This is a genomic window from Sphingomonas crocodyli (assembly GCF_004005865.1).
Taxonomy (GTDB): Bacteria; Pseudomonadota; Alphaproteobacteria; order Sphingomonadales; family Sphingomonadaceae; genus Rhizorhabdus; species Rhizorhabdus crocodyli.
In genome coordinates this window covers 148248-162165 of the sequence record NZ_SACN01000001.1, presented here as the reverse complement: position 1 = coordinate 162165, position 13918 = coordinate 148248, and the positions used below count along the sequence as shown (strand labels likewise).

Here is a 13918-nt window from a genome sequence, read left to right as displayed (position 1 = left end):
GATAGCAGCCTTCGCACCGAAACCCAACTCAGCCGCGGCGAGAATGACCCACGACATCATCATCATCGGCGCCGGCGCCGCCGGCATGATGTGCGCCGCGACCGCGGGGCAGCGCGGGCGGCGGGTATTGCTGCTCGATCATCTGGATCGGGCCGGGGCGAAGATCCTGATTTCGGGCGGCGGGCGCTGCAACTTCACCAACGTCAATGGCGGGATGGCCGACCGCTATCTGTCGGCCAATCCGCATTTCGCCAAGTCGGCGCTGGGGCGCTATCGCCCGGCCGACTTCATCGCGATGGTCGATGCCTATGGGATCGCCTGGCACGAAAAGACGCTCGGCCAATTGTTCTGTGACGGATCGGCTAAGCAGATCGTCGCGATGCTCGAGGAGGAATGCGCCAAAGGCGGCGTCGAAACGCGGTTGCTGACCCGGATTGCGGGGATCGCGCATGCCGATGGTACGTATCGCATCGAGACACCGAACGGCGATGTCTCCGCGCCATCGCTGGTGATCGCGACGGGCGGCCCCTCGATTCCCAAGATGGGCGCGACCGGCTTTGCCTATGATGTCGCGCGCCAGTTCGGTTTGAAGGTGGTCGAGCCGCGCCCGGCGCTGGTGCCGCTGACTTTGGGTGCCGACGATCGGCTGTTCGAGGAATTGTCGGGCGTGTCGCTCGATGTCGTCGCGTCGGCCGGCAAGGCGAGTTTTCGCGAGGCGGCGCTGTTCACGCATCGCGGGCTTTCCGGCCCGGCGATCCTGCAGATCAGCAGCTATTGGCGCAATGGCGGGGAAATCGCGCTCGATCTGCTACCCGATGTTCCGGCGACGATGCTGGTCGATGCCAAGGCGGCGCGCCCCAAGGCCGAGTTCCGCACGGTGCTGCGCGATCTGTTTCCCGATCGCCTCGCCGATGCGCTGTCGGCGCGGCTGGCGCTGACGGGGACGATGGCGGGCTTGAAGGATCAGGCGCTCGCCGAAGCTGGCCGCCGCCTCAAGGCCTGGCGCTTCACGCCGTCAGGATCGGAAGGCTTTGCCAAGGCCGAGGTGACGATCGGCGGGGTTTCGACCGACGGCCTCGATCAGAAGAGCCTGGTGGCAAAGAAGGTGCCGGGGTTGCACTTCATCGGCGAGGCGGTCGACGTGACCGGCTGGCTCGGCGGCTATAATTTTCAGTGGGCCTGGGCGAGCGGGCGGGCGGCGGGCGAGGCCGCCTGACGCTTGCCGAGGCGGCCGCCGCTCAGCATCTCCGCCGCCTTGGGCGAGATCGCGAGGATCGCCTGCGCCAGCCCGATCGCGAAGCCCAAGGCCAGCAAAGGCTGCAGCAGGAAGTAGGCGGGCCACCAGCGGCTGCCCATCGTCCCGGTCAGATCGCCGATCGCGGGGCCGATCAGCCACATGAAGATCAGGTGCGAGCAGAACAGGAAGAAGGCGTAGCGTTCGAGGACGAGCGCGCGGCGCCCGGCTGCGGTCTGTGCCAGCGCGATCGCGCAGCGCCAGACGAGCAGCGCCGCCGCCGCACGCAGCGCGAGGTCGGTCGAGGCGAGCAGGAAGCGGTGATAATCGGCCGATCCGTGGCCCCAGATCGACAAGAGAGTCTTGGGCACGACCAGGATCGCGAAGGGCAAGACCGCCTGCCACCACGGCAGGATCGCGAGTCGTTCGGCCCAGCCGTGGCGGCGCGCGATGATCCCTAGCGTGAAGAACATCAGGATCGACGGGCGCAGCAGGATCGGCGCGTTAAACTCGGAGATCATGTAGATGCCGCTCAGCACCGCGACGCTCGCCAGCGCGCTTGTCGGCCAGCGGGCGATGACGGGCGCGATCAGCATGCACAGGAACAGATCGCGCAAGAATCCCATCTGGACGTTGATGTCGCCCGCGCGGGTGAGTTCGAGCATGTTGTCGAGCACCCAGCGCAGATCGCCCAGCAACGGCGCCGGCACGATGCGAAGTGCGCCGGCACCGACCACCAGCACGATCGCGATCGCGTTCCACAGAAGCATCGGCAGCAGGATCGCGCGCGTCTTGCCGCCCACGAAGGTGCCGTAGCCGCGCTTCGTTACCGACTTCGCGACCAGCCAGCCCGAAATGACGCTGAGCAGCGGCACCGCGCTGCGCCCGAACAGCTCGACGACCGACCAGCGCAGCACGTCTTGCCCGGACCCGGCCTGGCGGGCCATTTCGTCGCCGCCAATCCCCGTCCAGGCGTGGACATAGACCACGCCCAAGATGCAGATCAGCCGCGACAGGCCGATCGCGTCGGACACGGCCGGCATCGGCGTGCGCTTCTTGGTCCAGTCGGGCAGCGGGATGGCGTCCATCCTCATGACCTTAATTCCGCCGCCTGAACCGAAGCTGTCATCCTTTCGTATGCGTCACGGCTCATCGCGTCGGGCGCACGGCCAAACGCCCGCTGGCTTTTCGGGCGATCCGCGACTATAGCGCCGCGATCAGAGCCGGTGCGCCACAGGGCGCTCGCCATCCAGATATCGGAACTTCGATGCCATTTTCTTCCCTGCCGCGGCCCGTCGCGGAGGCAATTACCGAGCGTGGATATACCGCGCCCACGCCCGTCCAGGCCGCCGTGATCACGGAGGAAGCGATCGGTCGCGACCTTCTCGTCTCCGCGCAGACCGGCTCCGGCAAGACCGTCGCTTATGGCCTTGCGATGGCCGATACGCTGCTGGGCGGCGAGGAGCATTTGCCGCGCGCCGGTGAACCGCTCGCCCTCGTCATCGCGCCGACTCGCGAACTTGCGCTCCAGGTTCAGCGCGAGCTTCAGTGGCTCTACGCGAAGCTGGGCGCGCGTGTCGCAAGCTGCGTCGGCGGCATGAATATCCGGGTCGAACAGCGCAATCTCTCCTATGGTTGCCACATCGTCGTCGGCACGCCGGGGCGCCTGAAGGACCATCTGGAACGCGGGAACCTGCAGCCGGGCTCCCTGCGCGCCGTCGTTCTCGACGAAGCGGACGAAATGCTCGACCTGGGGTTCCGCGAGGATCTCGAGGAAATCCTCGATCTCACTCCGCCCGAGCGCCGCACTTTGCTGTTCTCCGCGACGATGCCCAAGCCGATCGCGATGCTCGCCAAGCGTTATCAGCGCGACGCGCTGCGCATCCAGACGACCAGCGAGCGTGAAAGCCATGCCGATATCGACTATCGCGCGATGGCGGTCGCCCCGGCCGACATTCAGAACGCCGTCGTCAACGTCCTGCGCTTCCACGAAGCCAAAGGCGCGATGGTGTTCTGCGCGACCCGCGAAAATGTCCGCCGCTTGTCGGCGACGCTGACCGAGCGCGGCTTTTCGGCGGTGACGCTGTCGGGCGAACTCAGCCAGAACGAGCGTAACCATGCGCTGCAGGCGCTACGCGACCGCCGCGCCCGCGTCTGTATCGCGACCGACGTGGCCGCGCGCGGCATCGATCTGCCGGGCCTCGAACTCGTCATCCACGCCGAACTGCCGATCAACCCGGAAACGCTGCAGCACCGTTCGGGCCGCACCGGCCGCGCAGGCAAGAAGGGCACCTGCGTCCTGATCGCCCCCTATCAGCGCCGTCGCCACGCCGAACGCCTGCTGCGCGCCGCGAACGTGCAGGCGACGTGGGAATCGGTGCCCAGCGCCGAACAGATTCTGGCACGCGATCAGGAGCGGCTGATCGAAAGCCTCGCCTCGGTCGAGATCGGTGACGAGGATCGGGAAGCGGCGGCGAAGCTGCTGGAGATGCGCTCGGCCGAGGATATCGCCGCGGCGTTCATCCGCGCGCATCGCCAGAGCCTGCCTGCGCCCGAGGATCTGATCGATTCGGCCCCCGCCCCGCGCGAGCGCGAGCAGGTGGCGCGTCCGGGCTTCGAGGAAGCCGTCTGGTTCCGCATCAATATCGGCCGCAACGACAATGCCGATCCGCGCTGGCTGCTGCCGCTGCTGTGCCGTCGCGGGCATCTGACGAAGCGCGACATCGGATCGATCCGCATCTTCGCCGACGAGACCCGCTTCGAAGTGCCGAGCGCGCTGGCCGCCAAGTTCAAGGATGCGGTGCGCCGCACGGCCGAGGATGGCGACGGCGTGGCGATCGAGGCGGCCGGCGATGCACCGCCCCCCGCCGATCGTGGCCGCCGTCCCTATCAGGCGCGGCCGACCGGCGAACGTCGCGGTCCGCCGCGCGGCCCCCATCGCGGCCCGCCCCGCCGCCGTTCTTAAACGGCGGGCGGCCTCCACCCGTCGGCGACAGGCGCGCCGGCGGTGGGCATCATCAGCATGTGCGGCGCGGCGGTGCGAATCGCGCGCGTCATCGCCTGCGCGTTGACCGGCTTGTCGAGCAGGCAGACCGCGACGGGCGCCGCGGTGCGCAGGCGATCATGGTCGGCCGACATGATGATCGCAGGCGTTGCCGGCGCGATCCGGCGCAGCCGCAGCGCCAGCGTCGCGCCGTCCATGTCGGGCAGGCCCATGTCGATCAGGAAGATGTCGAAGCGGCGCCCCATCTCGCCCATCGCCTCGGTGCCGCTGCCGACGGCGACCACGTTCAGGCCGAAGGTTTCCAGCAGCAGCGACAGGCTGAGCCGGACCGATTCGTCGTCCTCGACAATCAGGATGCGGGCGGGTGAGTCCATGCCGGCATCATAACCGCGCGGACCGCGCGTCGCGCGCAGGGCTATTACCTAATCCTATGACATAATTGGCGTAAATCGCGGCGAAAATGTCCTATTCCGGGCGTCTTTCGTGGTGAACGCGTGGCTAACCATTTCTTCAGGAAGCATCGGCATCCTCGCGGCGGACAAGACCAGAATCGCCTGCGAGGACCAGAATGCGCCTGCTCACCCACACCAGCGTCACCGCCAAGATCGGCATGGTGATGGCGATGATGTCGATCACGTCGACCGTGATCACCGCGATCGCGTGCTGGCGCCTGACCACGCTGTCGAGCGACTATTCGGAACTGAGCGCGAAGGAATATCCCGCCGTCGTCCAGATGGGCGTGGCGAATCGCGCGGCGGTGGAGATGGTCTATGCCGCTTATCGCGCAATGGCTTATCCGGCGGGCGATACGCAGGCGAAGATTGCGCGTTCGATGAGCCGCTTCGGCTATAATGACGCGGTCGAGGCGCTCGACAAGGCGGCGAAGCTCAATCCGTCGATCGCGGGCGATGTCGCCCCGATCCGCACCCAGCTCGACGCGATCAACACACTCAATCAGGCCGCCGTCACCGACAGCGCGACCGACAATGACGATGCGGCGCGCCGCAAGCTGGCACAGGTCGATCTCAAGCTTGCCGATCTTTCGGATTCGATCGCCAATCTCAACGATCGACTCGAAGCCGGCGTCACCGATCGCACCGAGGCGCTGGAGGCCGACGCGCATCGCACGCTCTACGTCGTGCTCGCCTGCTGGGGCATTGCGGTCGTGCTGTTCACGGTGTTCGGTTATGTGATCGCGCGGCTCGGCATCGTGAACCCGCTGGCGCGGTTGACCGATCGCATGTCGAAGCTCGCCAGGGGCGACGACCAGAGCGGCATCCCCGGCTACACCCGCAATGACGAACTGGGCACGATGGCCCGCGCGCTCGAAGTCTTCCGCGCAGCATCGGTCACCAAGGGCGAGGTCGAGGCGGCCAAGGCCGAGGCCGAGGCCGAGCAGGCGCGCGTCGTCGGTCTGGTCAGCGGTGCGCTGGGCCGTCTCGCCGAACGCGACCTGACCGTGTCGATCGACGAGCCGGTGGGCGACGCCTATCTGCGCCTGCGCGACGATTTCAACGATGCGGTCGGCGAACTGCTCGAAGCGATGCGCCAGATCGATGAAGCGACCAACGGCATCGGCAGCGGCGCGCAGCAGATCAGCGCGGCGTCCGACGATCTGTCGCGCCGGACCGAGCAGCAGGCGGCCAGCCTGGAAGAATCGGCCGCGGCGATGGATCAGGTCACGGTGTCGGTGCAGGGTTCGGCCCGCAGCGCCGAACAGGTCAACCAGCTTGTCGGCATCGCGCATGGCGATGCGGCGGAAGGCGGCCGCATCGTCCGTCAGGCGATCACGGCGATGGACGGCATCGCCGCCTCGTCGAGCCAGATCGGCCAGATCGTCACGATGATCGATGGCATCGCCTTCCAGACCAATTTGCTCGCGCTCAATGCGGGCGTCGAGGCGGCGCGTGCGGGCGATGCGGGCAAGGGCTTTGCCGTCGTCGCGAACGAAGTCCGCGCTCTCGCGCAGCGTTCGGCCGATGCGGCGAGCGAGATCAAGGATCTGATCGGCAAGGCCGGCGAACAGGTCGAAGGCGGCGTGAAGCTGGTCGGCCAGACCGGTGAGGCGCTCGATCGCATCCTTGGCCGCATTGCCGAGATCAACCAGCTGGCCGCCGGCATCAGCGAGGCGACCGTCGCGCAGGCGTCGAGCATCGAACAGGTCAACGTCGCGGTCACCGAAATGGACCGCACCACGCAGCAAAATGCCGCGATGGTCGAGGAATCGACCGCCGCCGCGCGCAGCCTGCATGGTGAGGCGGATCGCCTGGCCGCTTTGGTCGGTCGTTTCCGCCTTGGCATGGATCGGATGCGCGCGCCTTCGCCGGCACCCGTTGCCGGTGCGCGCGCCGTCCACGGCAATCTCGCGCTGAAGTTCGACACCGCTGAGGATGACTGGGCCGAGTTCTGATCGCCCCTCTTAACGCTTCATTATCCATATTTCGGCCAAGCTGCGCACCGATATCGCACGAGGAGTCTCCATGACCTGGTTCAACAGCCTGTCCTTCGAAAAGAAGGTGCGCGTCGTAGGGGCGATCTTCGTCGCGATGCTGGCCGTGAGCGCGCTGACCGCGTTCGTCGCGCCGGGTGCTGCGGGTTATGTCGCGCTGGTGCTGGTCGCTGTGGGCAGCGTCGGCGCTTATGCCGCCGGCCGCCTGATCGGCGCGCCGATCGCGGACCTGACCATCAGCGTCGAACGCTTCATCGACGATGGCGGCAAGATGCCCGAACTCTACATCGATCGCGCCGACTGTGTCGGCCGAATCAACCGCGCGATGCTCCACATCCGCAACCTGGGTGACGACATGGTCGCCGATCGCGATGCGGGCCAGAAGGCGCTGCACGCGGCGATCGCCTCGGTCGGCGAAGGGCTCAAGCGCCTTGCCGAAGGCCGCGCCGGACAGCCGATCACCACCCCCTTCGGCGACGGCTATGAGCCGCTTCGTCTCGATTTCAACCGCGCGGACATGCAGCTTGGCGAATTGCTGAGCCGCGTCGCGCGAGTCTCGTCGGGCATCATCACCGGCGCTGGCGAAATCGCCCAGGCGTCGGACGACCTCGCCCGCCGCACCGAACAGCAGGCGTCGAGCCTCGAGCAGACCGCCGCCGCGATGGCCGACATCACCACCACCGTTCGCGAAACCGCGCAGGGCGCCGCCCACGTCAACCAGTCGGTCGGCGAAGCGCATCGCGATGCCGAGGCGGGCGGCCGCATCGTCCGCGACGCGGTGTCGGCGATGGCCGGGATCGAAAAGTCGTCGGCCGAAATCGGCCAGATCGTGACCCTGATCGACGGCATCGCGTTCCAGACCAACCTGCTCGCGCTCAATGCGGGCGTCGAAGCGGCGCGTGCGGGCGATGCGGGCAAGGGCTTTGCCGTCGTCGCCAACGAAGTGCGTGCTCTGGCGCAGCGTTCGGCCGATGCCGCCAAGGACATCAAGGAACTGATCGCCGCCAGCTCGGCACAGGTCGAAACCGGGGTGCAGTTGGTCGGCCAGACCGGGCAGGCGCTCGACCGGATCGTCACCCGCGTCGCCGAGATCGCGACCCTGGTCGCGCAGATTTCGGCAGCCGCGGAAACGCAGGCGGGCAATCTGCAGCAGGTCAACGGCGTCGTCGGCGACATGGACAAGATGACGCAGCAGAATGCCGCGATGGTCGAACAGTGCAGCGCCGCCGCGCGCAGCCTGCGCGACGAGGCGGCGACGCTCGGCAATCTGATCGGCACGCGCAACGATCCGGGGGCGGCCTTCACCGCGCCCGAGCCGTTCGCCGCGCCGCGCCGCAGCGCCCGTCCGGCCGCTTCGTTCGGCGTGCAGGGCAACCTCGCCCGCGCGGTCGAGCCGAGCGACGAGGACTGGAGCGAGTTCTGAACGGAGAGCCGGCCATGACGCGGATCATCCTTCCCCAGACGATCGACCGACAGGCGGTCGTCGACCAGATCGAGCCGCTGCGCGCGGCCTTCGAGGCCGGCGTGCCCGTAGAGATCGTGTGCGATGCGGTGGAACAGATCGGTCAGGCCGGGCTGCAATTGTTGATGAGCGCGGTTCGCACGGGCCGTGAAACGGGGGTGGCGCTGTCGCTGAGCGGCGCCGGGGGCGCGGTCGAGGCCGCGGCACGGTTGGCGGGCATGTCCGACATGCTGTTCGCGGCCGATGGCACAGGCGGAGACGCGCGATGAAGCTGGAGGAAATCCAGGACATCTTCTTCCAGGAATGCGACGAAGGGCTCGGCCAGGCCGAGGCCGGTCTGCTCGCGCTCCAGGCCGGGGCGCAGGATGACGAGACGGTCAACACCGTCTTCCGCGCAGTCCATTCGATCAAGGGCGGTTCGGGCGCGTTCGGCTTCGAACGGCTCCAGGCCTACACCCACCATTTCGAAACTTTGCTCGATCAGCTGCGCGAGGGCGAACATGCGCTGACGCCGTCGCTGATCGGCCTGCTGCTGTCCGCATTCGACATGCTCGCCGATCATGTCGCGGCGGCGCGCGGCGATCAGCCGACGCCCGACGATGCGGGCATGCTGCAACGACTTCAGGAGACCGCGAGCGGGGCAGGGGGCACCGTCGAGGTCGCGGACGATGCGGGGCTTGCCGCCGCGCTCGACTTCGACCTCGACGGCCTTCTGGGCGATCTCGACACCGGCGAGGATCCCTTCGCCAATTGGGAACGCGACGCCGCCGAAGAAGAGATCACCGACGCGACCCGCCTGTTCGTCCGCCCGCGCGAAGGCGCGCTGGCGCATGGCGGCGAACCGCTGCTGCTGATCCGCGAACTGGTCGACATGGGCGGGATCATCCGCGCGGTCGATGCGGCCGCGGTTCCCACCATCGATCGCTTCGATGCGGCGGGCGCCTATCTCGGCTGGCATGTCGATGTACCGGCGACGGTGGCACGCAGCGATATTGAGGATATCTTCGAATTCGTCGCCGACGATTGCCTGCTCGAATTCAAGGCGGCGACCGCGCCGGTGGCCGAACCGACTGTTGCCGAACCCGTCGTGGCGGAAGCACCGGCTGTCGCGATCGCGCCCGAGCCGGAGACCGCGCCCGTCACCAACATCCTGCCCTTCGTGGCGCCCGTCGAACCGGCCAAGGCCGATCCGGCGCCCGCCGACGTCGCCGAAAAGGGCGCCGCGCAGCCGGGCATGACCGCGACGATCCGTGTCGACCTCGAAAAGCTCGATCGGCTGATCAATCTGGTCGGCGAACTCGTCATCACCCAGGCGATGCTGGCGCAGCGGCTCCACAATTCGGGCCTCGCCCAGATCGACGAACTCAACGACCTCGATCACCTGACCCGCGAATTGCAGGACAGCGCGATGTCGATCCGCGCGCAGCCGATCCGTTCGGTGTTCAGCCGCGTTCCGCGAATCATCCGCGAAGTCACCGCGACCACCGGCAAGGAAGTCCGCCTCGAAGTCGAAGGCGAGGCGACCGAACTCGACAAGACCGTGGTCGAACGGATCGGCGAGCCGCTGACCCACCTGATCCGCAACGCGATCGATCATGGCCTCGAAAGCCCCGAGGAGCGTCTGGCCGCGGGCAAGAGCGCCGAAGGGCGCATCCGCCTGTCCGCCGAACATCGTTCGGGCCGGATCGTGATCTGCGTATCCGACGACGGACGCGGCATCGATCGTCCGCGCGTTCTGGCCAAGGCGATCGAACGCGGTCTGGTCGCGCCTGATGCGCGGCTGAGCGATGAGGAGATCGACAATCTGATCTTCTCGCCCGGCTTCTCGACTGCGTCGACCGTATCGAACATTTCGGGCCGCGGCGTCGGCATGGACGTGGTTCGCCGCAACGTGCAGGCGCTGGGCGGCCGCATCACGATCACCTCGACCCCCGGCGAGGGCACGACCTTCACGCTGGCATTGCCGCTGACGCTCGCGATCCTCGACGGCATGATCGTCACGGTCGGCAGCGAAACCTATGTCATCCCGCTGACGCACATCATCGAAAGCGTTCAGCCCGAGCCCGAAGAGATCAAATATATCGGCGCCAACCAGCCGATGATCTCGGTGCGCGGCACCTGGCTGCCGGTTCAGTCGGTCGCGAACCAGTTCGGCATCGGCGGCGCGCAGGTCGATCCGGCCAAGGCCGTGCTGATCGTCGTCGAATCGGAGGCGGTCGGCCAAGCGGTGCTGATGGTCGACGAGATCCGCGATCAGCGGCAGGTGGTCATCAAGAGCCTGGAGACCAATTATCGCCAGATCGAAGGGCTGGCAGGCGCCACGATCCTGGGCGACGGCCGCGTCGCGCTGATCCTCGATGTGGAGGGTGTCACCGCCTTCCGCGCGCCCGATCGCATGCTCCGCCGCGCCTGATCGATCGACCGCGCGCATGAACGACATGACCCCCCGTCCTTTCGACGGGCGCGAATATCCCTACACGCCGCGCGACTTCGCGGCCGTTTCGGCGATGGTTCATGCGCATTCGGGCATCTGCCTGCCGCAGACGAAGACAATGCTGGTCTATTCGCGGCTGGTGAAGCTGGTGCGCGAACGGGGGCTGCGCGACTTTGCGACCTATATCGACCTGATCCGCCGCGACCCGGCCGAGCGCCAGCGCGCGATCGAGGCGATGACGACCAATCACACGAAGTTCTTTCGTGAAGATCATCATTTTCACCAGTTCGAGCGCGAGGTGCGCCCCCTCCTGATCGATAGGCTCGATGCCGGCGGGCGGGTACGGATGTGGTGCGCGGCGGCGTCGACGGGGGAGGAACCCTATTCGCTGGCGATGAGCCTGCTCGGCGTCGATCGCGCGGAGGGGCGGGTGATTGCGGGCGGCGACGTCGCGATCCTGGGCACCGATCTGTCGGGCGCCGTCCTCGATGTCGCGCGGCGCGGGCTTTATCCGGCGGCGCTGGCGCAGGACATTCCGGACGATCTGCGCCGCACGTGGACGCGCGTGTCGGGCGGGACGATGGCGGTCGCGCCGATGCTGCGCGATATGGTGCGCTATCGCCGGCTCAACCTGCTCAACGCCTGGCCGATGCGCGGCCGGTTCGACGTCATCTTCTGCCGCAACGTGATGATCTATTTCGACGAACCGACCCGCGAACGGCTGGTTGCGCGTTTGGTCGATCAGCTCGCGCCTGGCGGCTATCTCTATATCGGCCATAGCGAGCGGATCGGTGGCGAGGCCGCCCGTCGCCTGCGCGCGATCGGCCAGACCGTCTATCGGAAGGATGCGGCATGAGCATTCGCTGCTTGATCGTCGATGATTCGCCGACGATGCGCGCGCTGCTGACGGCGCTGCTGACGCGCGACCGCGAGATCGAGGTGATCGGCACCGCCGAGGACGCGCACAAGGCGCGCGCGCTGATCCGCGAACTCGATCCCGACGTCATCACGCTCGATATCGAAATGCCGCACATGAACGGCCTCGATTTCCTCGATCGCCTGATGCGCCTGCGCCCGACCCCGGTGGTGATGTGTTCGACGCTGACGACCAAGGGTGCGGAGGCGACCGTCCGCGCGCTCGAACTCGGCGCGGTCGATTGCTTCGCCAAGCCCGAAGGGCGGTTGCAGGATGTGCTCGCGCTCGACGACGGCAAGCTGGCCGAAATGGTCAAGCAGGCCGCGCGCAGCCGCCGCCGCCTTGGTCTTGGCCGCAGCATGCGCGCGACGGTGCAGCCGGCCAGCTTTCAGGGTGATGATCGCATCGTCGCGATCGGCGCGTCGACCGGCGGCGTCGAGGCGCTGGCGACCCTGCTATCGGGTTTCCCCGCCAATTGCCCGCCGACCGTGGTTGTCCAGCATATGCCGGGCAGCTTCACCAAATCCTTCGCAGGCCGGCTCGATTCGCTGTGCGCGCCGAAGGTCGTGGAGGCGGCGGACGAAATGCCGCTGCGGCCCGGCCACGTCTATATCGCGCCCGGCGGAACCCGGCACCTGATGGTGCGTGGCGGATCGTCGCCGCATTGCCGGCTGGTCGAAGCATCGCCGGTCAGCGGGCATCGCCCCTCGGTTGATGTGTTGTTCCGTTCGGTCGCGCAGAATATGGGCGACAAGGCGGTCGGTGTGATCCTGACCGGCATGGGCCGCGACGGCGCGTCGGGCCTGGCCGAGATGCGCGAAGCCGGATGCCGCACGATCGGGCAGAATGAGGCGAGCTGCGTCGTTTACGGCATGCCGCGCGCCGCCGCGCAGATCGGCGCGGTCGAGGAAGAACAGTCGATCGACCAGATCGCGAACCGGATCCTGGCGCTGTGCAGCCGCTGAACGCCGTCCGCGAACAGAGGATCAGCGTGAGCCAGGGGACGAGCCGGGTATCGCGCGATCCCACCGTCGTGCTGACGACGGTGCTGGGCAGCTGCGTCGCCTGCTGCCTCTACGATCCGCGCGCGCGGATTGGCGGCATGAACCATTTCCTGCTGTCCGATGGCGACGCAGCCGACGAACGTTACGGCCTGTTCGCGATGGAGCAGCTGGTCAACGCGATGCTGCTGGCCGGCGCGACGCGATCGAGCCTGCGTGCGCATCTTTATGGCGGGGCCAATCTTCACGCAGGGCTCGCCGCGATCGGGCAGGGCAATATCGCCTTCGCGCAGGGCTTTCTGGAACGCGATCGGATTCCCGTGATCCGCAGCCATCTGGGCGGCGTCGCCGCGCGGCGTGTCGATTTCCGCGCGGTCGATGGAAAGGTGCGCTGCCAGTTGGTCGATGCGCCTGCCGATCTGCGCCCGATCGTGCCATCGCGCCGCGCAAACGATGTCGAATTCTTCTGATCGGAGCGTGGCCACTCAACGAGTCGTTAACTCTCCCAATTTACAGCCGGATCAAACGGTCCACGCCTTGGACCGAAGAGCAGAGGTAAGCATGCCCAAGACGATTTTGACCGTCGATGACAGCCCCAGCATGCGGCTGCTCCTGCGCAGCGCTCTGGTCGAGCGCGGCTATGAGGTGCGCGAGGCCGAAGACGGCATCGCCGCGCTCGAATGGCTGGCGACCAACGATCAGCCCGCGATCATGATCACCGACATCAACATGCCGCGCCTCGACGGGTTCGGTCTGATCGAAAAGCTGCGGGAAAACCCCAAGCATCGCGACATGCCGGTGCTGGTGCTGACCACCGAAAGTTCGGACCAGAAGAAGGCGCGTGCACGCGAAGCCGGGGCGACCGGCTGGATCGTGAAGCCCTTCGATCCGGAAAAGCTCCACTCGGCGATCCGCCGCGTCATCCATTGATCTGATCGGGGGACAGGCATCATGGCCCGCCAGCTCATTACCTTCCAGATCGGCCAGCAATATCTGGGCGTCGACATCATGGCGATCCGCGAAATCCGCGCCTGGACGCCGACGACGATGCTGCCGCACGTCCCCGCGCACGTCCGCGGCGTCGTCAACCTGCGCGGCACCGTGCTGCCGGTGATCGATCTGTCGGCGCGTCTGGGCTGGGGCCTGACCGATCCGACCGCGCGCCACGTGATCATCGTGGTGCGGATCGGCGAACAGCTTCACGGCATGATCGTCGATGCAGTGAACGATATCGTCGCGATCGACGAAGCTACGCTGCAGCCGCCGCCCGCGCTTGGGACCGGCGAAACCACGTCCTATCTCGAAGGGCTTGTCACCGTAGAAGACCGGATGGTCATGGTGCTCGCACTCGACAATCTTTCGATGGACCTCGGGGGCGTGCCGCTTCCCGAGGCCGCCTGATCCCGTAAGGAGTCCAT

Annotated in this window: 13 protein-coding genes; 11 read left to right on the top strand and 2 right to left on the bottom strand. The window is 67.0% G+C overall.

The genetic code is table 11. The annotated features are described in order from the left end of the window. Nucleotides 1-43: 43 nt before the first annotated feature. Nucleotides 44-1216 carry a BaiN/RdsA family NAD(P)/FAD-dependent oxidoreductase gene (locus EOD43_RS00810; protein WP_127740174.1) on the top strand — a complete coding sequence of 391 codons (1173 nt, stop codon included), beginning with the start codon at nt 44-46 and terminating at the stop codon, nt 1214-1216. On the opposite strand, the gene EOD43_RS00805 is transcribed toward EOD43_RS00810, so the two are convergent. Beyond that, the gene (locus EOD43_RS00805; protein ID WP_240653030.1) at nt 1171-2322 is read right to left on the bottom strand and encodes an acyltransferase family protein; all 1152 of its coding nucleotides are present in this window, start codon (nt 2320-2322) and stop codon (nt 1171-1173) included. The two genes, EOD43_RS00810 and EOD43_RS00805, sit on opposite strands and share 46 nt — an antisense overlap. Before the next feature lie 179 nt (nt 2323-2501). Between EOD43_RS00805 and EOD43_RS00800 the strand changes: the two genes are divergently transcribed. Further along, nucleotides 2502-4199 carry a DEAD/DEAH box helicase gene (locus EOD43_RS00800; RefSeq protein WP_127740172.1) on the top strand — a complete coding sequence of 566 codons (1698 nt, stop codon included), beginning with the start codon at nt 2502-2504 and terminating at the stop codon, nt 4197-4199. On the opposite strand, the gene EOD43_RS00795 is transcribed toward EOD43_RS00800, so the two are convergent. Then, nucleotides 4196-4612, bottom strand: coding sequence for a response regulator (locus EOD43_RS00795; RefSeq protein ID WP_127740170.1), 417 nt, complete (start codon nt 4610-4612; stop codon nt 4196-4198). The two genes, EOD43_RS00800 and EOD43_RS00795, sit on opposite strands and share 4 nt — an antisense overlap. Before the next feature lie 194 nt (nt 4613-4806). On the opposite strand from EOD43_RS00795, the gene EOD43_RS00790 reads away from it, so the two are divergent. From EOD43_RS00790 to EOD43_RS00750, 9 genes are all read left to right on the top strand, one after another. After that, nucleotides 4807-6648 (top strand): methyl-accepting chemotaxis protein, encoded by a 1842-nt coding sequence (locus EOD43_RS00790; RefSeq protein WP_127740168.1) that lies wholly within the window; start codon nt 4807-4809, stop codon nt 6646-6648. Between the two features lie 70 nt (nt 6649-6718). After that, nucleotides 6719-8110 (top strand): methyl-accepting chemotaxis protein, encoded by a 1392-nt coding sequence (locus tag EOD43_RS00785; protein WP_127740166.1) that lies wholly within the window; start codon nt 6719-6721, stop codon nt 8108-8110. 14 nt (nt 8111-8124) lie between these two features. Next, on the top strand, nt 8125-8418 hold the full coding sequence (locus tag EOD43_RS00780) for an STAS domain-containing protein (RefSeq protein WP_127740164.1): 294 nt from the start codon (nt 8125-8127) through the stop codon (nt 8416-8418). After that, complete coding sequence (locus tag EOD43_RS00775) at nt 8415-10562, top strand: chemotaxis protein CheA (protein WP_127740162.1); 2148 nt, start codon at nt 8415-8417, stop codon at nt 10560-10562. Before EOD43_RS00780 ends, EOD43_RS00775 begins: the two co-directional genes overlap by 4 nt. 16 nt (nt 10563-10578) lie before the next feature. Further along, a complete protein-coding gene (locus EOD43_RS00770) occupies nt 10579-11439 on the top strand; it encodes a CheR family methyltransferase (protein ID WP_127740160.1) in 861 nt (286 codons plus the stop codon). Continuing rightward, nucleotides 11436-12464, top strand: coding sequence for a protein-glutamate methylesterase/protein-glutamine glutaminase (locus EOD43_RS00765; protein WP_127740158.1), 1029 nt, complete (start codon nt 11436-11438; stop codon nt 12462-12464). The genes EOD43_RS00770 and EOD43_RS00765 overlap by 4 nt, the downstream gene beginning before the upstream one ends. A gap of 26 nt (nt 12465-12490) precedes the next feature. Continuing rightward, a complete protein-coding gene (locus EOD43_RS00760) occupies nt 12491-12970 on the top strand; it encodes a chemotaxis protein CheD (RefSeq protein ID WP_240653029.1) in 480 nt (159 codons plus the stop codon). Between the two features lie 91 nt (nt 12971-13061). After that, a complete protein-coding gene (locus EOD43_RS00755) occupies nt 13062-13430 on the top strand; it encodes a response regulator (RefSeq protein ID WP_127740154.1) in 369 nt (122 codons plus the stop codon). A 21-nt stretch (nt 13431-13451) separates the two neighbouring features. Continuing rightward, nucleotides 13452-13901, top strand: coding sequence for a chemotaxis protein CheW (locus EOD43_RS00750; RefSeq protein WP_127740152.1), 450 nt, complete (start codon nt 13452-13454; stop codon nt 13899-13901). Nucleotides 13902-13918: the final 17 nt, after the last annotated feature.